The sequence below is a fragment of the Pseudomonas sp. efr-133-TYG-103a genome, from assembly GCF_030209235.1.
Taxonomy (GTDB): Bacteria; Pseudomonadota; Gammaproteobacteria; order Pseudomonadales; family Pseudomonadaceae; genus Aquipseudomonas.
Genome location: NZ_JARVSK010000026.1, coordinates 92,218 through 111,046 on the forward strand (window position 1 = coordinate 92,218; position 18,829 = coordinate 111,046).

Sequence of the window (18,829 nt, forward strand, 5' to 3'; positions counted from 1 at the left end):
GTAGAGAGCCTTATGTATCGCGTCGCACGTTTTGCCCTGTTGAGTCTGGTGGTGGGATTGACCGCAGCCTGTGCGGTGCAGCATCCGGGGCCACAGAGCTCGGAACCGATCCCGACCATTCCCGGACCGTCGCCGACGCCACAGCCAGGAACCCCGCGCACCACGCCGCAGACGCCGCCCTCGGCGCCGATTCCGTCGGCTCCGAAAACCTCCGCCAACTTTGCCCCGCCGCCCGGCGGCAACAGCCACTGGGATGCCAGACTTGGCGTGCACGTGCTGGATAATGTGCCGAACACCTTCTACCGCCAGCGCACGTACTATCGCTGGAACAACGGCTGGACCTGGTCCACATCGCCCAGCGGCCCGTGGCAGGAAACCGATTCGAGCGGCGTTCCGCCAGGCTTGAGCAGACAATTCGGTAATTGAGCCACAACGAAAAACGGCGACCTCTTCAGGTCGCCGTTCTGGTCTCTGCCCTGGCTTATTTGGCCGGGTAGATCTGGTCGAACACGCCGCCATCGATGAAATGGGTCTTCTGCACGGTGCGCCAGTCGCCGAAGGTTTTCTCCACCGACAGGAAATCGACTTTCGGGAAGCGGTCGGTGTACTTGGCCAGCACTGCCGGGTCTCTCGGACGCAGGTAGTTGGCCGCCGCGATCTCCTGACCTTCCGGCGACCACAGGTATTTCAGGTAGTCTTCGGCCAGGGCGCGAGTGCCTTTCTTGTCGACCACCTTGTCGACCACGCTCACCGGCGGCTCGGCTTCGGCGGAGACGCTTGGGTAAACCACTTCGAACTGATCGCGGCCGAACTCGCGGGCAATCATTTCCGCTTCGTTCTCAAAGGTCACCAGCACGTCGCCGATGTGGTTGGTCATGAACGTCGTGGTCGCGCCACGGCCACCGGTGTCCAGCACTGGCACGTGGCTGAACAGCGCGCCGACGAACTTCTTGGCAGCCGCTTCATCGCCACCGTTCTTCAGCGTATAGCCCCACGCCGACAGATAGGTGTAACGGCCGTTGCCGGACGTTTTCGGGTTTGGCACCACTACCTCGACGCCGTCTTTGATCAAGTCCGGCCAGTCCTTAAGAGCCTTCGGGTTGCCCTTGCGCACGATGAACACCGTGGCGGACGTGAACGGGGCGCTGTTGTTCGGCAGGCGGGTCACCCAGTTGTCAGGCACCAGCTTGCCGTTGTCGGCCAGCGCGTTGATGTCCGTCGCCATGTTCATGGTGATGACGTCTGCCTGGAGGCCGTCGATGACCGAGCGCGCCTGCTTGCTCGAGCCGCCGAACGACATCTTCAACGCTACGTCTTCCTTGTGCTCGGCCTGCCAGTGTTTCTGGAAGGCGGCGTTGTAATCCTTGTAGAAGTCGCGCATCACGTCATACGAGACGTTGAGCAATTCGGGCGCGGCATGAGCGGCGCTGCCGAAGGCCATGCCAGCGGCCAGCAGAGAGGCGGCGAAGAGTCTGTTCACTGCGAATTCCTTTGTCGTGAGTAGAGTTATTCTTATGATGAAAGCGATGGCTAATGGCCGCGACTATAACGAAAACCTTTAAGCGCTTATAGATTAAAAACTCATGTGCTTATGTCCGGCTTGCCACCGGTTGGGCTTGGGATTGCGCCTGGGGCGGTGGCTGCAATGGAGTCGACTTTTGGGAACAGCGCATTGCCGCAGCGGGAGCAGAACGCGGCGCTCTGTTCGTGGTTGCTTTTGGCGCAGACCGGGCAATCGTGCTGCAACGCGTCACCGCGCATGGCGTTGGCCAGTTCGGCGGTAAAAATACCCGTTGGCACGGCGATGATCGAATAACCGGTGATCATCACCAGCGACGACAGAATCTGCCCCACGGGCGTCTTCGGGACGATGTCGCCAAAGCCGACCGTGGTCAGCGTGACGATAGCCCAGTAGATGCCTTTGGGAATGCTGGTGAAGCCGTGCTGCGGACCTTCGATGACATACATCAGCGTGCCGAAGACAATCACCAGCGTCGACACCGTCACCAGGAACACGATGATCTTCTGTTTGCTGCCGCGCAGGGCGGCGAGCAGGTAATTGGCCTGCTTCAGATACGGACTGAGCTTGAGCACGCGGAAGATCCGCAGCATCCGCACCACGCGCACGATCAGCAGATACTGTGCGTCGCTGTAATAGATCGCCAGGATGCCCGGCACAATCGCCAGCAGGTCGATCAGGCCGTAAAAGCTGAAGGCGTACTTCAACGGTTGTGGCGAACAGTACAGGCGCACCAGGTATTCGAGGGCGAAAATCGCCGTGAAACCCCATTCGACCCACGCCAGGATATCGCCGTAATCGCGATGAACCCTTTCGATGCTGTCGATGATCGCCACCAGCAGGCTGCAGAGGATGATCACCAACAGGATTTTATCGAAGCGTCGGCCGGGCTTCGTGTCGCTCTGAAAGACGATGATGCGCAATTGTTCGCGCAGGTCAGTATGGCTGTCCATGAGAGGGTTCCGCTTGCAAGGTCGGCTGAGCCTGGGACAAACCGCTCAGGAGCGCAACCGCTGATCGAGGGTCGATGGTTGCAGCATCCGCGCGCTCGCCTGCACCAGCCAGCAGGCAAGAATGAACGGCGCTGTCAGGGCGGCAAGCCCCAGTCCGGTAAATCCGGGTTGCAGCAGGATGGCCAGGCCTGCCGCGATGCCCGGCATCCACGGTTTATGCCGTTGGTGACTGAGCGCCAGGGCCGCCAGCGCGGGGTTGTAGCCAGAGAGACCCAGCAGTGCTGAATCGGTCTCGTGCTGCCAGAGCGCGAAGGCGATGCCGCTGGCGCAACCGAGCAGTGCCCACAGCGCTGCGGTCCGGTTGGCGAGCAGCAGACCCAGACCGATCAGCACGCCCGCCAAGGGATGATCCAACAGAAAAACTTGCCCCAAGCCCAGTGGCAACGCCTGGATGAGGTCCGTGTCCACAGGGCGGGTCGTCGGCACCGGGTCGGCAAACCACAGCAGCCCCCAGCTGAACAGCACGAAGGGCGCGGTGTATGCCTTCAGGCACGAGGGCCGCGGTGTACGCTTCAGCCAGGCATGCATGAGCATCGCGCTGGCTCCGCCGCTGGCCATGATCAGCAGCGGCAACAGGGGCGACCACTCGAAGCGATAGCAGATCAGCAGGCCGATCAGCACGCCGTTGTAGCTGTACACGCCCGACTGGCGCTCAAGCTTTGCGTAGCCACGTCGCTGCGCCGTCAGCAAGCCCGCGACCGCCCCCAACAGCGCGCCGCCCAGAGAGGAGGGCGCACTGATCAGGATCGCCAGCAGGCACAACAAACCGCACACCGGATGACGTTGCAGCAGTACCTGACTGAAGCCATTGAGCAGCGCTTCGGCCCAGTCGTGGCAGTGGGATGAAGAAGGCAGAGAGTGGTTGGCTGGCATATATGTATTCAATAATTGTATTTATTGTATACATATTGACTTCATGTCGATGGACTTTCAAGACATGCCGAGGCTAACCGCCATGTCGAGCCGAGCCATTCGTGGGAGCCGATGTTTCGGCGCCCACAATTGCAGCGTGCGTCAGACCCTGAACTGTCGCAGCAGGCCGTTCAACTGTTCGCTCAACCCTTTGAGCTGACTGCTGGCGGCGCTCGACTGCTCGGCGGCGATTGCCGTGCTCTGCGAGAGTTGCGCCGCCTGGGTGACGTTCTGGTTGATGTCTTCGACCACATGGGACTGCTGCAGCGTAGCGCTGGCGATCGAGGCGTTCAGGCCGTTGAGGTTGCGCAGGGCCTGACTGATCGAAGTCAGGCTCTGTCCGGCCAGGTGGGCTTGTTCGATCGTCAGTTGTGACGAGCGACTGCTGTCGCCGATCACTTTCACGGCGGCGTCCGAGTGGCGTTGCAGGCGCTCGATCATGGCCTGGATTTCGGCAGTGGATTTTTGCGTGCGCTGGGCCAGCATGCGCACCTCATCGGCCACCACGGCGAAGCCCCGGCCCTGATCGCCCGCCCTGGCCGCTTCGATGGCCGCGTTGAGGGCGAGCAGGTTGGTCTGCTCGGCAATCGAACTGATGACATCGAGCACACCGCCGATCTGCGTGCTTTCGCTGGCCAGCGTGCGGATCACCTCCACGGCCTGATCGATCGTCCCGGACAGATGATCAATCTGCTTCAGGCTGCTGTCGATGTTGGCCTGGCCTTGCTGCGCCTGAGATTCGGCATTGCGCATTTCGCTGGCAGCATGCTCGGCGTTCTTCGCCACATCCTGCACGCCATAGGTCACTTCATTGACGGCGGTCGCCACCTGTTCCATCTGCAAAGACTGCTGCTGACTGCGTTCCTGCGCCTGCACGGCATTGCTGCCCAGCTCACTGCTCGCTTCACCCAGCCCGACGGCAGACCGTTGCAGCTCGCTGACGACCCGGCGCAGCTTGGCGGTGAAGGCGTTGAAATGGCGGGCAAGCTGGGTGACTTCATCGTTGCCGTGGGTTTCAAGGCTGCGCGTCAGATCGCTCTCGCCGCTGGCGATACTGGCCATGGCCTCGACCGTGGTTTTCAGCGGCCCGGCAATGCTGCGACCGATCAGGATCAGCAGCAGCGCCATCACCAGAATGATGCCGGCGCTGATTGACAGCGCCTTGATCACCTGCTGGCGAAACTCGGCCTGCACGTCATCGACATAGACGCCGGAACCAATGATCCAGCCCCAGGGCGTGAAGAGGGTAATGTAAGACGTCTTCTGCACGGCATCGCTGGCGCCCGGCTTTGGCCAACGGTAGTTGACCATGCCGGCGCCTTTGGCTTTGGCCAGCGTGACCATCTCATTGAAAACCTGGAAACCGTCGGGGTCCTTCACGCCGGAAAGGTCCTGACCGACCAGCTTGGGGTTGGCCGGGTGCATGATCATCACCGGACGCAAATCGTTGATCCAGAAATAGTCGGTCTGGTTGTAGCGCAGCCCGCGGATGGCATCCATCGCCTGTTGTTGCGCTTGCTCGCGGGTGAGGGACCCGGCGCTTTCCAGCCCATGGTAGTAGTCGAGCAGACCGGCGGCGGTCTGCACCACGTGCATGGTTTTTTGCGCCTTGGCGTCATAGAGATCGTCATGGATTTGCTTGAGCATGGCCGCGGCCAGCGTGAACAGCATCAACACAGCGACGATGAGGATCAGCCACAGACGCCGGCTGATCGAGAGATTGCGCATATTCATACCCGTCACTCCGTTCTTTTGTTCTTGTTATGTCGGCTGGCCGTTCGGCGGAACGGCTGCACACAGCGAATCTGCCACAGCGGATCTGCACAGTGAATCCATGCAACGAAGTGGGGCTGTCTTAAATGATCTCGGCTTGAGCGGGATAAACCTGAGAGCGACGCAGGGATTTATACGTGCGTCTGTAGGCCTGGTCCTATCCAGCACAGGCGTGTTGTAAAAATGACGTCAGATTAATATCACGCATAGCCAAAGGCTTACACGAAGAGGAGATTTTTGCTCTAGGTTGGATCCCGTCACAGCGGTACATTGGATCCATCAACTGCAGCAACGGAAGGCTGCAGGATCAGGGACGATCGACCGTTGCCAGGCATTGGCGGCCAACAGGAAGTTGGACGGTGTTGCAAAACCCGCTTCGGCGGGTTTTTTTATGCCCGCAGGAAAAGCCCGTCCGTCTTGTCCTGACGCCTCTGTTACAACCGTTTCGACCAAATGTCATCACTGGATGGAATTTCCGGCGCTCGCGCAGTTCACAGTACGGACAATACCCGAGTCCAGGACAGGGCCGGCCGGGCAGGCAATGGGAAAAATTACTGTGGATGTGGCGAAAATGGCAGTAGACGGACAACATAAAGGACTCATTCTAGTGGTCGAAGATGAGTCGATCATTCGCGATTTCGTTTGCGAGATTCTGGGTGACGAGGGCTTTTCGACCCATGCGCTGGAAAGCGCCGATGAGGCCGCGAAATTCCTCGACGATCATGCAGACAGAGTGTCTCTGCTGCTGACCGACATCCTGATGCCTGGCACGCTCAACGGTGCCGACCTGGCCAACCTGTCGGGCGACAAGTGGCCGCAGATTCCGATCCTGATCATGTCGGGTCACGAGACGCCGGAAAGTTCGGGCGTCACGCACAAAGTCACGTTTATTCGCAAACCCTGGAGTTTTGGTCAGTTGCTCGATGGCGTCGACACGGCGCTGCAGACTGGAAGCGTTGCCTGAGCTCAGCGATCCGGCTCGCAGCCTTTGAGCACCAGACGAATGATCGTCTGCGCAGCCGCCTCGTAATCGGCGTCGTCCAGCCTGGCCTTGCCGGTCACCGTCGAGATCTGCCAGTCGAAATCGGCGTAGGTCTGAGTGGCGGCCCAGATGCTGAACATCAGGTGATGAGGATCGAGCGGGGCGATCAGACCGTCATCGATCCAACCTTGAATGCAATCGATGTTGTGCCGCGCCTGGCCGTTGAGCTGCTCGACTTGCTCCGGCGTCAGGTGCGGTGCGCCGTGCATGATCTCGCTGGCGAATACTTTGGAGGCGAACGGTAATTCCCGGGAGATGCGGATCTTCGAGCGGATGTAGCCGCTGAGCACCTCGGCGGGAACCCCCTCGCGATTGAACGGCGTCGACGCCTGCAGGATGGGCTCGATGATGCTTTCGAGCACCTCGCGGTAGAGGTTTTCCTTCGATTTGAAGTAGTAATAGACGTTAGGCTTGGGCACACCGGCCTTGGCTGCGATGTCGCTGGTTTTGCTGGCGGCGAACCCTTTATCGGCGAATTCTTCACTGGCTGCGCGCAGTATCAGTTCTTTGTTGCGCTCGCGGATGCTGCTCATAAACCGGTATTTCCTTGCCTGCTCGGCGGTGGCGAATGGTAGCACCGGCCTTGCGACAGGCTCAACATGGTGCAAGGCGAGACCCGCGCCGGTCTGGCAGTTTATGCTCGGCGCCTACTCTGAACACATCGGACGGAATGACGCTCATGGCAGGAAGCAGCTTGCTGGTACTGATCGACGACATCGCAACGGTGCTCGACGACGTGGCCCTGATGACCAAGATGGCCGCCAAGAAAACCGCCGGGGTCCTGGGCGACGACCTTGCACTCAATGCGCAGCAGGTGTCGGGCGTGCGCGCCGAGCGCGAGTTGCCGGTGGTCTGGGCGGTGGCCAAGGGATCGTTCCTCAACAAGCTGATTCTGGTGCCGGCGGCGTTGGCGATCAGTGCGTTCATCCCGTGGGCGGTCACGCCGCTGCTGATGATCGGCGGCGCTTACCTGTGTTTCGAGGGCTTCGAGAAGCTGGCGCACTCCTTTCTGCACAGCGCCGAAGACGATGAGGGCGAACACGCGAAACTGACGGACGCCGTGGCCGACCCGGCGACCGACCTGGTGGCATTCGAGAAGGACAAGATCAAGGGCGCGGTGCGCACCGACTTCATTCTGTCGGCAGAGATCATTGCCATCACCCTCGGCACGGTCGCCGATGCGTCGCTGACGCAACAAGTCATCGTGTTGTCGGGCATTGCCATTGTCATGACCATCGGCGTCTACGGCCTGGTGGGTGCGATCGTCAAGCTTGATGACGGCGGGCTGTACCTGAGCGAGCTCAAAGGCGAGGGCGGCGGGCGGCGGATGCAACGGGCACTGGGACGCGGGGTCTTGAGTGCGGCGCCTTACATGATGAAAAGCCTGTCGGTGATCGGCACGGCGGCGATGTTTCTGGTGGGCGGCGGCATTCTCACCCATGGCTTGCCGGTGTTGCACCATGGCATCGAAAGCCTGGCCTCGGCTGCGGGTGCGCTGGCCTTTGTCGTCCCCACCTTGCTCAATGCGGTAGCGGGAATCATCGCCGGTGGTATTGTGTTGGCGGTGGTACTGGGAGCAAAAAGAATCTGGCGCCTTTTCAAGGCCTGAACGGTATTTTCGGTGGCGAGGTGTCGACCGTATGAACAGCCCTTTGTTTTCCAGCGTGGTTGCCTACGCCCAGCACTGTGAGCGGCAACTCGTCGAAATCCTCCATCGCCGACCGACGCTCGATCGGCAACAGGTGATGTCCTGGGTCGATGAGCAGAGCCATGCGATGAAAGACCGTGATCCTCTGGACCTGCTGCGCTCGCTCAATGCCAAGGTCCGCGCGGGCAAACCCATGCCGTGGGAAGGTCATCCCTGACCTGAGCCTTCGCTCTCGCGGGCGTGAGTTGCCCGCGATGGCGATGGCGTCAGTCGCCATCAATACAGCGAATCATCAGAAAAACACCTTCAACAGAAAGCTTGCCGTGTTCTGATCGGTATCGAAGTAACGGGTGTCGTTGATCCCGTACTTGTTGCTCCAGTAATCGTATTCAATCCCCACGTAAAGTTGCCTGTCGGCCAGGTTCATCGCCTTGCCCAGGTCGTACTTGATCTGCGGGTTGAAGTGCAGGTTGGAATGGTAGTCGCCGTGCGTGTTGGACTGTTTGTTGTCCACCACCCAGTCCATGAAACCGTCGATCAGGATGTCCGACTTGCCCACCGGAATGGTGTAGGACCAGACCGGCGTGATCTGCCAGGCGCCGTAGCCTGCGCGGTGGCCGTCGGTGTAACGCTTGTAGAAGTTGAGCTGGAAGTAATCGAAGCCAGGCAGGTTCAAGTCAAAGCCAGGGCCGATCAGGTAGGACTCCACATCGCCTTCACCAAACTCGTACGTGGTCGCCAGCAGCACATCTTTGATCGGGCCGAGTTCTAACTTCTGGTCGAAGATTTTGCCCAAAGACAGGCGCGGCGATATTTCGCCGTAGGTCGAGGCGTTGCCCAAGCCCGAATCTTTTTTGCCGTTGTAATTGATGTAGTCCAGGAAGATAAAGTTGTCGCCGTACTTCCAGCTGTCTGCGTGCTCGAACGTGAACGTCTGTTGAACGTCCGGGTTCACGGCGAAGTTCTTGCCATAAAGGTAAGTCAGGCTGTTGCTCTGCCACTGCAGCAGATCGCCAGACATCGCCGGAGCGGCGGCCAGCAGGCTACCGGCGGCCATCAGGCTGGAAAGCGTACGGTTCATGCAATTACTCCCTTGAATGAAAAGTCGTTGTTTTCTAATAAACGGCGCTCTGTTCCGGCGCCTTGATTGCGGCTGAATAAGTTGTCTGTTTGGTCAGCTTCATAAAGTTAGCAAGAGCTGAGCCAAGGCCCTGAAAAAAGACAAAAAAGTCTCGTCGTCTGTTTGGAAAACAGTCGATTCCAGGGTGTTTCGTTGCCATTTCGAGGGCGCAGCGGCTGAGCGGTAACTTGTCCGTTCAGTCAGAATATTGTTGTAGGTCGCGGGACCTTTGTTTTCGAGCGGCGTTTGAGCGGCGGCGGAGGATACTGACTCGCGCGACAACCCTCAAGTGCTCTGCGACAGAGCACCGGGTTCGAAAACAGGGCACGCATGCGTTGCCGATCAGTGCGAGTGCAAGGGTCCTGCCATGGCCGCGCGCTCGGCGCCGCCCAGGACGTTGAACAGCAGGTTCAACAGAACCGCGCTCAAAGTCGCCATGGCGATGCCGCTGTGGGTGATCGGGCCCATCCAGCCGGGTAACTGGCTGAAGAATTCAGGTCGCACCACCGGGATCAGGCCCATGCCGATGCTCACGGCCACCAGCAACTGATTGCGCCGGTCGGAGATATCGGCTTCCTGAAGAATCTTGATCCCGGTGGCAGCGACCATGCCGAACATGGCGATTGCCGCGCCACCCAGCACCGCCGGAGGAATCGAGGCCACCAGATACGCCGCCTTGGGCAGCAGGCTGAGGACCACCAGAAAACCACCCGCGACAATGGTCACCGAACGGCAGCGCACGCCGGTCATCTGTACCAGCCCGATGTTCTGGGCGAAGGAAGAGTGTGTGAAGGTGTTAAGGAAACCCGCCAGGAACGACGCTGCGGCATCGCAGAGCAGGCCGCGGCGGAGCATGCCGGGTGTCACTTCCCGGTCGGTGATCTTGCCCAGCGCGAGAAACATGCCGGTGGACTCGACGAAGATGATCACCACCACCAGACACATCGAAAGAATCGGCGCGAGGCTGAATTGCGGCATGCCGAAGTGCAGCGGCGTGACCACTTTCACCCACTCGGCCTGCGCCAGTCCGCTGAGGTCGACCATGCCGATCAGGCCGGAAAGCACATAGCCCAGGCCCATGCCGATCAGCACCGAGATGTTGACCCAGAACCCGCGCATGAAGCGGTTGATGAGCAGGATGGTCAGCAGCACCAGCGCGGCGACGGCCAGGTAAAGCGGATCGCCGAAACTCACCGCCTTGTTGCCGCCGCCCGCCCAGTTCACCGCCACCGGAAACAGCGACAGGCCGATGGAGGTGATGACTGTGCCGGTCACCAGCGGTGGAAAGAAGCGCACGATTTTCGACATGAACGGCGCGATCAGCATGCCGAAGAAGCCGGCGGCGATGGTCGCCCCGAAAATACCCGGCAAGCCCACGCCGGGCATCCCGGCCATCGCCACCATGCTGCCAACAGCGGCAAAGCTTGCGCCCATCATGATCGGCATTCGGATGCCCAGTGGGCCGATGCCCAGCGACTGCACGACCGTGGCAATGCCGGCGACGAGCAAATCGGCGTTGATCAGAAAGGCGATTTCTTCCCGTGAGAGGCCAGCGGCCTGGCCAATGATCAGCGGCACCGCAACGGCGCCGCCGTACATCAACAGGACGTGTTGCAGGCCCACCAGCATCAGTTGCATCAGTGGCAGGGGCTGTCGTGGTGGCGCAGCAGGGATGCGCGCGTGAGTTGACTCGGACATGCAACACCTCGGATTTTGTTCTTGTTTTTTGAGTACGCCCGTTGCGGCTGGGCGGTGGGGCCTTCGTTGAGCACATTTACGGTAGGAGCGAGGCTTGTCCCGCAACCGGCTGCGCAGCAGCCGTAAAATCGGCAAGCGCGGTGTGTCAGGCAGAACCGGGATGCTGACTTTACGACGACTGCGTCGCCGATCGCGGGGCAAGCCACGCTCCTACACTGAGCGCGTGGCTCGGCTGTTTAATTCGTCTGCGCCCCCTTGTCGATCCATTGCCCCAGCAGATCACGTTCCTGCTGGGTCATCTGGGTGATGTTGCCCAGCGGCATGATCTGCGCAGTCACGGCCTGGGCCTGGATGCGCGGGGCCAGTTGCTGGATCTGTTGCGGGGTGTCGAACATGATGCCGCCCGGCGCGCTGCTGAACAGCGGGCTGGTCGGTTTGGCCGAATGGCAGACCGCGCAGCGTTCCTGAATGACGCTGTGGACCTTCTCGAAGTCCACTCCACCGGCGCTGGCTTGTGCGGGCTCGGCGGCCGTAGCGGCAGGGGCAGGCGCCACTTCCGGTTTCGGCTCATCGGCGCGATGGCCGCCAATGGCCGTCGCAGGCAATGGCTGGTATTCGATCTTCGCCACTTCCGGACCACGAGGCATTTGCGCAGGACCGGTGACATAAGCCAGGCAAATCATCCCCAGCGCGCCGACCGGCAACGCCCAGGCGAACTTGTGGCTGTTGTGGCGCGTGTTGAAATAGTGACGCACGACCACCGCCACCACCGCGATACCGGCCAGGATCAGCCAGTTGTACTGACTGCCGTAGGTGCTTGGGAAATGGTTGCTGATCATGATGAACAGCACCGGCAGGGTGAAGTAGTTATTGTGCCGTGAACGCAGCAGGCCTTTGGCAGGCAGCGTCGGATCCGGCGTGCGGTTCTCGGCAATTGCCGCGACCAGCGCGCGTTGTGCCGGCATGATGATGCGGAACACGTTGCCGACCATGATCGTGCCGATGATTGCGCCAGTGTGCAGATAAGCGCCGCGCCCGCTGAACACCTGACTGAACCCGTAACAGGCGCCGATGACCAGCACGAACAGCACCAGGCCCAGCAGGCCAGGCCTTTTGCCCAGCGGCGAATCGCAGAGCAGGTCATAGATGAACCAGCTGGCGATCAGCGCGCCGACGCCGATGGCGATGCCTTCGCCGCCGCTCAGCGTACTGCCGGGGGCGAGCAGGTAAAGGGTGGGGTTGGAGTAGAACACGATGCACAGCAGCACGATGCCCGACATCCAGGTCCAGTAGGCTTCCCATTTGAACCAGTGCAGGTTGTCCGGCATGGTCGGAGGCGCCAGCTTGTATTTTTCCAGGTGGTAGATGCCGCCACCGTGGATCGCCCACAGATCACCCGAGAGACCGTCGCGCGGGTTGGCGCGATTGAGGTTGTTCTCCAGCCAGACGAAGTAAAAGGATGCGCCGATCCAGGCGATCCCGACGATCATGTGAATCCAGCGCACGCCCAGATTCAGCCATTCCATCAGATGTGCAGCCACAGTCTTTACCGTTTGCCTGTCGTCACTTACGGACGCTAAGGCCCTTTCTTATAAGTGGGGATCGAGAATCATCTTCTGACTCTCTTCGAAGAAATGCTCATCGCAGTTATTGCCACTGCCACTGCGATCAACCACCAGGAAGTCATCCCGCTTTTCGATCGTCAGCACCGGGTGGTGCCAGACGCCGCGATGGTAATTAACACCCTGCCTGCCATTGGTGATGAAGGCGCGGGTCAACTCTGGTTCAGGTGCATCGCCACAGGGCGCGACCACGACCAGAAAAGGGTTGCCGAGCAGCGGAATGAAGGCCTGACTGCCCAGCGGATGGCGCTCCAGCATGCTCACGGTCAGCGGCATGTCCAGCGCGTCGGCGCGGAAAATGCTGATGATCGCCTTGTCGTCCGGCGTTGCCGTCTCAACGGTCGCCAGACGATGGAAGCGCATGGTCGAGCCGTTGTTGATCATGAAATGATCGCTGCCATCGGTTTCGATCACATCACCGAAAGGGGCGAAGGCTTCTTTGGTCAACGGCTCGATAATCAGTGTGCGCATGCGGGTTCTTCTTTCTCGAAATTCGTAAATGAAAACACAGCAGTTTTTGTCTTTACGCGATCTTCTGTAGGAGCGCGGCTTGTCCCGCGATCGGCGACGCAGTCGTTGTAAATCCGAGAAATGCGGTCGGTCTGATACACCGAATTTGCCGATATTACTGTCGCTTCGCGACAGATCGCGGGACAAGCCACGCTCCTACAGACTCAGCATTACTTCGCCACCTTGCCCAACACCCGCAAGCGGCTCACGCCGCCGTCGGGGAATACGTTCAGGCGGATGTGGGTGATCGGGCCCAGCGCCTTGATCTGTTCGACGAACGTGTGCTCGGCGTGCATTTCCAGCTTCTGGCTCGGCAGAAGTTCGCGCCAGAACAGGCTCTGGGTTTCGATCTGGCTGTCGGTGCCGCCCTTGACGAACGCCGCCTGGATCGAGCAGCTGTCCGGGTAGTTGCCCTTGAAGTGCAAGGTGTCGACGACGATCTGCTCCACTTCGCCGGCATGACCCAGCGCCACGATCACCCAGTCGTTGCCTGGCGTGCGGCGACGTGCGGTTTCCCAGCCGTCGCCCATGTTCACGCCACGGCCCGGGTTGAGAATGTTGCTCATGCGGCCGAAGTGTTCATCGGAACAGGCCAGCGCACGGCCGCCATTCAAGGCGGCGGCCAGGTCGATCTGTTCGTTGTCGCCCACCGCCGACCAGTCGCGGTGCGGCACGCCATACACGCGCAGGCGCGCCACGCCACCGTCCGGATAAATGTTGAAACGCAGGTGGCTGTACGCCTGAGTGTCGGAAATTTCGTGGTAATGATGGCTGTCGCCCTTGAGCTCGACAGCGGGCAACACTTCTGTCCATACGGTGTTGTCGTCCGGCTCGCCCGAAGCCAGGAAACAGGCTTCCAGCGAGGCCGATGGCGGGTAGTTGCCGGTGAAATACGAGGTGTCGATGTCCACGCCCTTGATCGAGCCCGCCACGCCCAGACGAATCACGGCGCTGTCATAGCCTTCGAAACGCTTGCGGCGCGATTCCCAGCCGTCCATCCACTTGCCGTTGTCGTCGAACACGCCTTCTTTCCACACCGCCGGGGTGGGCTGGAACAGGCGGTTGGCGTCGGCGAACCAGTCGTCGGTGACGGAAAGGATTTTGGTGCCCAGGCGCGCGTCGGCCAGGTTGACGAATTTTTCGAAGGGTACGGCGTAAGCTTTCATTCTTTTTGTCTGCCTTTTTGGTCAGTGGCGTGGGAGAGGGCGGTCAGAGGGCTTGCAGGCGAAACAGGGCGATCTTGTTGATCTCGGCCAGCGCACAGGCGAACTCGACGTCTGCCGAGTTGTGAATGCGCGTCTCGAAGGCTGCGAGAATCTGATGCCGGTTGCTGCCTTTCACCGCCATGATGAAGGGGAACGCGAACTTGGCTTTGTAGGCTTCGTTCAGTTCGGTGAAGCGTGCAAACTCATCGGGCGTGCACTGGTGAATACCGGCGCCAGCCTGCTCATCGGTGCTTGCCTGGGTCAGTTGGCCCTGCACGGCAGCCTTGCCGGCAAGGTCCGGGTGAGCGTTGATCAGCGCCAGTTGCGTGGCGTGATCGGCGCTCGACAGGATGTCGCTCATTCGGGCATGCAGCGTCTGGACATCGTCAAGGTCCGCGCCTTGCCCCAGGTCCCAGGCGCGTTCCGCGACCCAGGGCGAATGCTCGTAGATGTCGGCAAACGCCTCGATGAACGCTTCGCGGCTCAAGGCCGAAGGCGTCAGGCTCTGGAAACGGCTCATTGGCTCACCTGCGACTGGAAAGGATGAACGGCCTGCCAGTGGCGGGCGATTTCGACGCGACGGGCGAACCAGACCTGCTCGTGACCTTTGACGTATTCGATGAAGCGCTGCAGCGACGCCAGACGGGCAGGGCGGCCGATCAGGCGGCAATGCAGGCCGATGGAGAGCATCTTCGGCGCCTCGGCACCTTCGGCGTACAGCACGTCGAACGCGTCTTTGAGGTACTCGAAAAAGTCGTCGCCCTTGTTGAAACCCTGCACCTGGGTGAAGCGCATGTCGTTGGTGTCCAGCGTGTACGGGATCACCAGATGCGGCTTGCCAGTCGGGTTGTTCGGCTCCCAGTAGGGCAGGTCGTCGTCGTAAGTGTCGCAGTCGTACAGAAAGCCGCCTTCTTCCATCACCAGCCGGCGAGTGTTCGGGCCGGTGCGGCCGGTGTACCAGCCCAGCGGGCGTTCACCGGTGAGTTCGGTCAGGATGCGGATCGCTTCGAGCATGTGCTCTTTTTCCTGCGCCTCGTCCATGTTCTGGTAGTCGATCCAGCGATAGCCGTGGCTGCAGATTTCGTGACCGGCGTCGACCATCGCGCGGATCACGTCCGGGTGACGCTGCGCGGCCATGGCCACGGCGAAGATGGTCAGCGGGATATCGAATTGCCTGAACAATCTGAGGATGCGCCAGACGCCGGCGCGGCTGCCGTATTCGTAGAGCGATTCCATGCTCATGTTGCGCTGGCCCTGCAGGGGCTGCGCCGCGACCATCTCGGACAGGAACGCTTCGGATTCCTTGTCGCCGTGCAGAATGTTGCGCTCGCCGCCTTCCTCGTAGTTGAGCACGAACGACAACGCGATACGGGCGTTGCCTGGCCATTGAGGATGGGGCGGGTTACTGCCGTAACCGATCAGGTCGCGTGGATAGTCGGCGCTCACTGCAATCTTCCTTATCTACGTGTTGTCTGTTGCAGTGGCCGTCAGTGCTTGACGATGGCCGCCGCTGCGATGGATAGATTGTATACAACTTTATTTGCGGTTTGTAAGCCTGTTTTTTCGCTTTTCGACTGCCGTATGTCACTGCAATAAACTTGCCTGAGTGGTCAGGATCTCTGCGGAAACTTCAATGGCGTCAGCAACAGCAGGGATTTCAGGGGGTTCACTGTCTGACGGTTCCAGCCCGAGTGAAAAGTCATTTTTATTGTGTACAATTTAAATCTAAAGTGTCTTAATTGCTCATCGCTCGCACCCGTCAGGCACTGAAAGGGTGCGATTCCTGACTCCAACCATCAAGCGAGGCACTGACAAGCCATGGGACGACTGACCACACACGTGCTGGACGCCGCGCACGGCTGCCCGGGCAGCGGCATCCGCATCGCCCTTTATCGGGTCGAAGGCGAACGCCTGGAGAAAATCGCCGAGGCGACAACCAATAGCGACGGTCGATGCGATGCACCGTTGCTGCAAGGTGAGGCGTACCGCTCAGGCGTCTACCAGCTGCAGTTTCTCGCCGGTGATTACTACCGTGGCAAGGGCGTGACCCTGGGTGATCAGGCGTTTCTCGATGAAGTGGTGCTGCGCTTCGGCATCGACGCCCGGCAGGATCACTACCACGTCCCGCTGCTGATCTCGCCTTACAGCTACTCCACATATCGCGGCAGTTAACATCCACTTCAAACCGCTGCACGTTTGCCCCTGTTGCTCTTGCCCGCCCCACACTGCGGGCTTTTTTTCGCCTGGCGAAAACCGCGACGACGCTTCCTGCCCGCCGCGCTCCACCGTTCATCAGTGACTGATCAACGCCGCCGTTCCGGCCGTGCCGAACAACCCTGCGCTGATGCGGTTGAACCAGCTTTGCCCTTTGCCGGTACGCAGGTAGCGCGCGGCACCCTGGGCGCCAAGGCCGTAGAACAACTTGCAGGCCAGATCGAGCACCGTCCAGGTCACGATCACGGTGATCAACTGACCCAGAAACGGCTGATCCGCCTTGAGAAACTGCGGCAGAAACGCGGCGAAGAACAGGATGTCCTTGGGATTGCTGGCGCCCAGTACAAAAGCCCGCCCGAACAGCGCGGCAAAACCCGGATGAACCACCGCGTCCGGCACCTGCGCGCCACGCTCCGGCAGGCGCGATTGCTTCCAGCTCTGCCAGGCGAGATAGAACAGGTACAGACCGCCGACGATTTTCAGCGCGCTGAACAGCTGCTCCGAGGCCATCAATAGCGCGCCAAGCCCCAGTGCCGACGCGCTGAGCAGGCAGATCGATGCGCAAACCCCGCCGAGGAACGCCGGATACGAGCGCAGCAGGCCGTAATTCAGACTGTTGCCGATCATCAGCAGTGACAGCGGGCCGGGAATCAGAATCACCACCAGCGCAGCGCCGCTGAACAGCAGCCAGGTTTCCAGAGGCATGCAGGTTTCTCCTTGTCGAACGTCAGAAAAGCAAAAACGCCTTCCGGCGTTATTGCAGAACCCTTGTAGGAGCGCGCTTGCCCGCGATTGCGTTCTTCCAGTCACCAGATCCTTGGCTGAGATGACGTATCGCGGGCAAGCACGCTCCTGCAGTTGGGTATTCGCGGGTTTACAAAAACACAAACTTGGCAATGAAAATCGCGCACAGCACCCACAGGCTGACCGAGATTTCCCGGTGCCGCCCGGTTCCGGCCTTCAACACCACATAGGTGATGAAACCCAGCGCAATCCCGTCGGCCACCGAGAAGGTCAGCGGCATCATGATCGCGGTCACAATGGCCGGGATGCTTTCAGTCGCTTCTTCCCAATCGATATGCGCCATACCGCCCATCATCAGCATGGCCACGTAAATCAAGGCACCCGCCGTCGCATAAGCGGGAATCATGCCAGCCAGCGGGGCGAAGAACATCGCTGCCACGAAGAGCACGCCGACCGTCACGGCGGTCAGACCAGTCCGACCCCCGGCCGCCACGCCCGAGGCGCTTTCCACGTAACTGGTGACAGGCGGCACGCCGACCATCGCGCCGAACACGCTCGACGCACTGTCAGCCTTCAAGGCCCGGGACAGGTTCTCGATCCGGCCATCTTCACGCACCAAACCGGCGCGCTGTGCGACACCCATGAGCGTGCCGGCGGTGTCGAACATGTGCACGAACAGAAATGCCAGTACGACGCTGATCATGCTGACGTTGAGCACACCCGCCAGGTCCATCGCCATCCAGGTGGGCGCCAGGCTGGGCGGGGTCGAAAATATCCCGTTGTAATGCACCAGGCCCAGACCCCAGCCGGCGAGCGTCACGGTGATGATGCTGATCAGGATCGCGCCGAACACACGGTGATAACTGAGCACTGCAATCATCAGAAAACACACCGCCGCCAGCAGTGGGCCGGGCTCACGCAGCGAGCCGAGCCGGATCAGCGTGGCCGGGCTGTCGACGACGATGCCGGCGGTCTTCAGGCCGATCAGGCCGAGGAACAGGCCCACACCCGCGCCCATGGCAAAGCGCAGACTCACCGGAATGCTGTTGAGCAGCCATTCGCGAATGCGCGAGAGCGTGAGGAACATGAAGATCACGCCGGACACGAATACCGCACCCAGCGCCGTTTCCCAGCTGTACCCCATGGTGCCGACCACGGTGTAGGTGAAGAACGCGTTCAGGCCCATGCCTGGCGCAAGGCCTACCGGCCAGTTGGCGTACAGGCCCATCAACAGGCAACCCATCGCGGCGGCGATGCAGGTGGCGACGAAGGCGGCACCATGGTCGATCCCGGCGTCGGCCATGATGTTGGGGTTGACGAAGATGATGTAGGCCATGGTGATGAAGGTTGTCAGGCCCGCCAGCAGCTCGGTTTTGACGGTGGTCCGGTGCAGGCTCAACTTGAAGATGCGTTCAAGCAGACCGGTGCGCGCGGGTGTGAGGTCCAGCGACGTGGCTTCGGGTTTGCGAGTTTCCACAGTGAAATTCCTCGGGCGTCTTTGTTGTTTTTTTCAGAGCCGGTAACTGCTCCGTGGTGTGTGACGACCCGCCAGGCTGATTTGTTGACTGAAAGGTCAGAAACGTGCACGGGCGAATTATGCGTTTGTATACAAATAATGCAAATAATGTTTTCTGTTTTGTTTCGGGGATTTTGCCGATTGTGTGCATAACGGCCCATCGGGGCGGGGCCTGTGCAGACTTTGCACACTGTGTACAATGCGCCATTACTTTTACTGTGACTTTGCGGCGATATCTGCTATTGATTTGCCCATCAGCGATCACGGTCACGGCCCAGGTGCCGGATTCAGTT

Annotated in this window: 19 protein-coding genes; 5 read left to right on the forward strand and 14 right to left on the reverse strand. The window is 60.3% G+C overall.

Going from position 1 to position 18,829, the window contains the following annotated elements; genetic code table 11:
- Window positions 1-12 precede the first annotated feature (12 nt).
- Window positions 13-426, forward strand: a complete 414-nt coding sequence (locus QRN36_RS21340; protein ID WP_285425884.1) for a hypothetical protein — start codon at window positions 13-15, stop codon at window positions 424-426.
- A 55-nt stretch (window positions 427-481) separates the two neighbouring features.
- On the opposite strand, the gene QRN36_RS21345 is transcribed toward QRN36_RS21340, so the two are convergent.
- The 4 genes from QRN36_RS21345 to QRN36_RS21360 form a co-directional block, all read right to left on the reverse strand.
- Window positions 482-1,480 (reverse strand): sulfate ABC transporter substrate-binding protein, encoded by a 999-nt coding sequence (locus QRN36_RS21345; RefSeq protein WP_093459552.1) that lies wholly within the window; start codon window positions 1,478-1,480, stop codon window positions 482-484.
- Window positions 1,481-1,581: 101 nt separating this feature from the next.
- Window positions 1,582-2,472, reverse strand: a complete 891-nt coding sequence (locus tag QRN36_RS21350) for an ion transporter (RefSeq protein ID WP_285425885.1) — start codon at window positions 2,470-2,472, stop codon at window positions 1,582-1,584.
- 45 nt (window positions 2,473-2,517) lie between these two features.
- On the reverse strand, window positions 2,518-3,405 hold the full coding sequence (locus QRN36_RS21355) for an urea transporter (protein ID WP_285425886.1): 888 nt from the start codon (window positions 3,403-3,405) through the stop codon (window positions 2,518-2,520).
- A gap of 141 nt (window positions 3,406-3,546) precedes the next feature.
- Window positions 3,547-5,178 (reverse strand): methyl-accepting chemotaxis protein, encoded by a 1,632-nt coding sequence (locus QRN36_RS21360; protein WP_285425887.1) that lies wholly within the window; start codon window positions 5,176-5,178, stop codon window positions 3,547-3,549.
- Window positions 5,179-5,788: 610 nt separating this feature from the next.
- Between QRN36_RS21360 and QRN36_RS21365 the strand changes: the two genes are divergently transcribed.
- A complete protein-coding gene (locus QRN36_RS21365; RefSeq protein WP_093459541.1) occupies window positions 5,789-6,181 on the forward strand; it encodes a response regulator in 393 nt (130 codons plus the stop codon).
- 2 nt (window positions 6,182-6,183) lie between these two features.
- On the opposite strand, the gene QRN36_RS21370 is transcribed toward QRN36_RS21365, so the two are convergent.
- Window positions 6,184-6,792 carry a TetR/AcrR family transcriptional regulator gene (locus tag QRN36_RS21370; protein WP_285425888.1) on the reverse strand — a complete coding sequence of 203 codons (609 nt, stop codon included), beginning with the start codon at window positions 6,790-6,792 and terminating at the stop codon, window positions 6,184-6,186.
- Between the two features lie 146 nt (window positions 6,793-6,938).
- Here QRN36_RS21370 and QRN36_RS21375 point away from each other — a divergent pair, with 146 nt between their 5' ends.
- Both QRN36_RS21375 and QRN36_RS21380 read left to right on the forward strand, forming a co-directional pair.
- Complete coding sequence (locus tag QRN36_RS21375; RefSeq protein ID WP_285425890.1) at window positions 6,939-7,868, forward strand: DUF808 domain-containing protein; 930 nt, start codon at window positions 6,939-6,941, stop codon at window positions 7,866-7,868.
- 31 nt (window positions 7,869-7,899) lie between these two features.
- Window positions 7,900-8,124, forward strand: coding sequence for a hypothetical protein (locus QRN36_RS21380; RefSeq protein ID WP_256214402.1), 225 nt, complete (start codon window positions 7,900-7,902; stop codon window positions 8,122-8,124).
- 75 nt (window positions 8,125-8,199) lie between these two features.
- On the opposite strand, the gene QRN36_RS21385 is transcribed toward QRN36_RS21380, so the two are convergent.
- From QRN36_RS21385 to puuE, 7 genes are all read right to left on the reverse strand, one after another.
- Window positions 8,200-8,988, reverse strand: coding sequence for an outer membrane protein OmpK (locus tag QRN36_RS21385; protein WP_285425892.1), 789 nt, complete (start codon window positions 8,986-8,988; stop codon window positions 8,200-8,202).
- Window positions 8,989-9,369: 381 nt separating this feature from the next.
- The gene (locus QRN36_RS21390) at window positions 9,370-10,725 is read right to left on the reverse strand and encodes a nucleobase:cation symporter-2 family protein (RefSeq protein ID WP_285425893.1); all 1,356 of its coding nucleotides are present in this window, start codon (window positions 10,723-10,725) and stop codon (window positions 9,370-9,372) included.
- Window positions 10,726-10,961: 236 nt separating this feature from the next.
- Window positions 10,962-12,266, reverse strand: a complete 1,305-nt coding sequence (locus QRN36_RS21395; RefSeq protein ID WP_285425894.1) for a urate hydroxylase PuuD — start codon at window positions 12,264-12,266, stop codon at window positions 10,962-10,964.
- Window positions 12,267-12,314: 48 nt separating this feature from the next.
- Window positions 12,315-12,818, reverse strand: a complete 504-nt coding sequence (locus QRN36_RS21400; RefSeq protein WP_285425991.1) for an ureidoglycolate lyase — start codon at window positions 12,816-12,818, stop codon at window positions 12,315-12,317.
- 209 nt (window positions 12,819-13,027) lie between these two features.
- Window positions 13,028-14,023, reverse strand: coding sequence for an allantoicase (alc, locus tag QRN36_RS21405; RefSeq protein ID WP_285425895.1), 996 nt, complete (start codon window positions 14,021-14,023; stop codon window positions 13,028-13,030).
- 43 nt (window positions 14,024-14,066) lie between these two features.
- Window positions 14,067-14,582 carry a 2-oxo-4-hydroxy-4-carboxy-5-ureidoimidazoline decarboxylase gene (gene uraD, locus QRN36_RS21410; RefSeq protein ID WP_285425896.1) on the reverse strand — a complete coding sequence of 172 codons (516 nt, stop codon included), beginning with the start codon at window positions 14,580-14,582 and terminating at the stop codon, window positions 14,067-14,069.
- Window positions 14,579-15,508, reverse strand: coding sequence for an allantoinase PuuE (gene puuE, locus QRN36_RS21415; protein ID WP_285425897.1), 930 nt, complete (start codon window positions 15,506-15,508; stop codon window positions 14,579-14,581). The genes uraD and puuE overlap by 4 nt, the downstream gene beginning before the upstream one ends.
- A gap of 372 nt (window positions 15,509-15,880) precedes the next feature.
- Between puuE and uraH the strand changes: the two genes are divergently transcribed.
- Window positions 15,881-16,234: a hydroxyisourate hydrolase gene (gene uraH, locus QRN36_RS21420; RefSeq protein WP_285425898.1), complete on the forward strand. Its 354-nt coding sequence runs from the start codon at window positions 15,881-15,883 to the stop codon at window positions 16,232-16,234.
- 120 nt (window positions 16,235-16,354) lie between these two features.
- Here the strand turns inward: uraH and QRN36_RS21425 are convergent, their stop codons facing one another.
- Both QRN36_RS21425 and QRN36_RS21430 read right to left on the reverse strand, forming a co-directional pair.
- Complete coding sequence (locus tag QRN36_RS21425; RefSeq protein ID WP_285425899.1) at window positions 16,355-16,981, reverse strand: LysE family translocator; 627 nt, start codon at window positions 16,979-16,981, stop codon at window positions 16,355-16,357.
- 169 nt (window positions 16,982-17,150) lie between these two features.
- Entirely contained in the window at window positions 17,151-18,497 is a 1,347-nt protein-coding gene (locus tag QRN36_RS21430; protein WP_285425900.1) for an NCS2 family permease, read from the reverse strand.
- Window positions 18,498-18,829 lie beyond the last annotated feature (332 nt).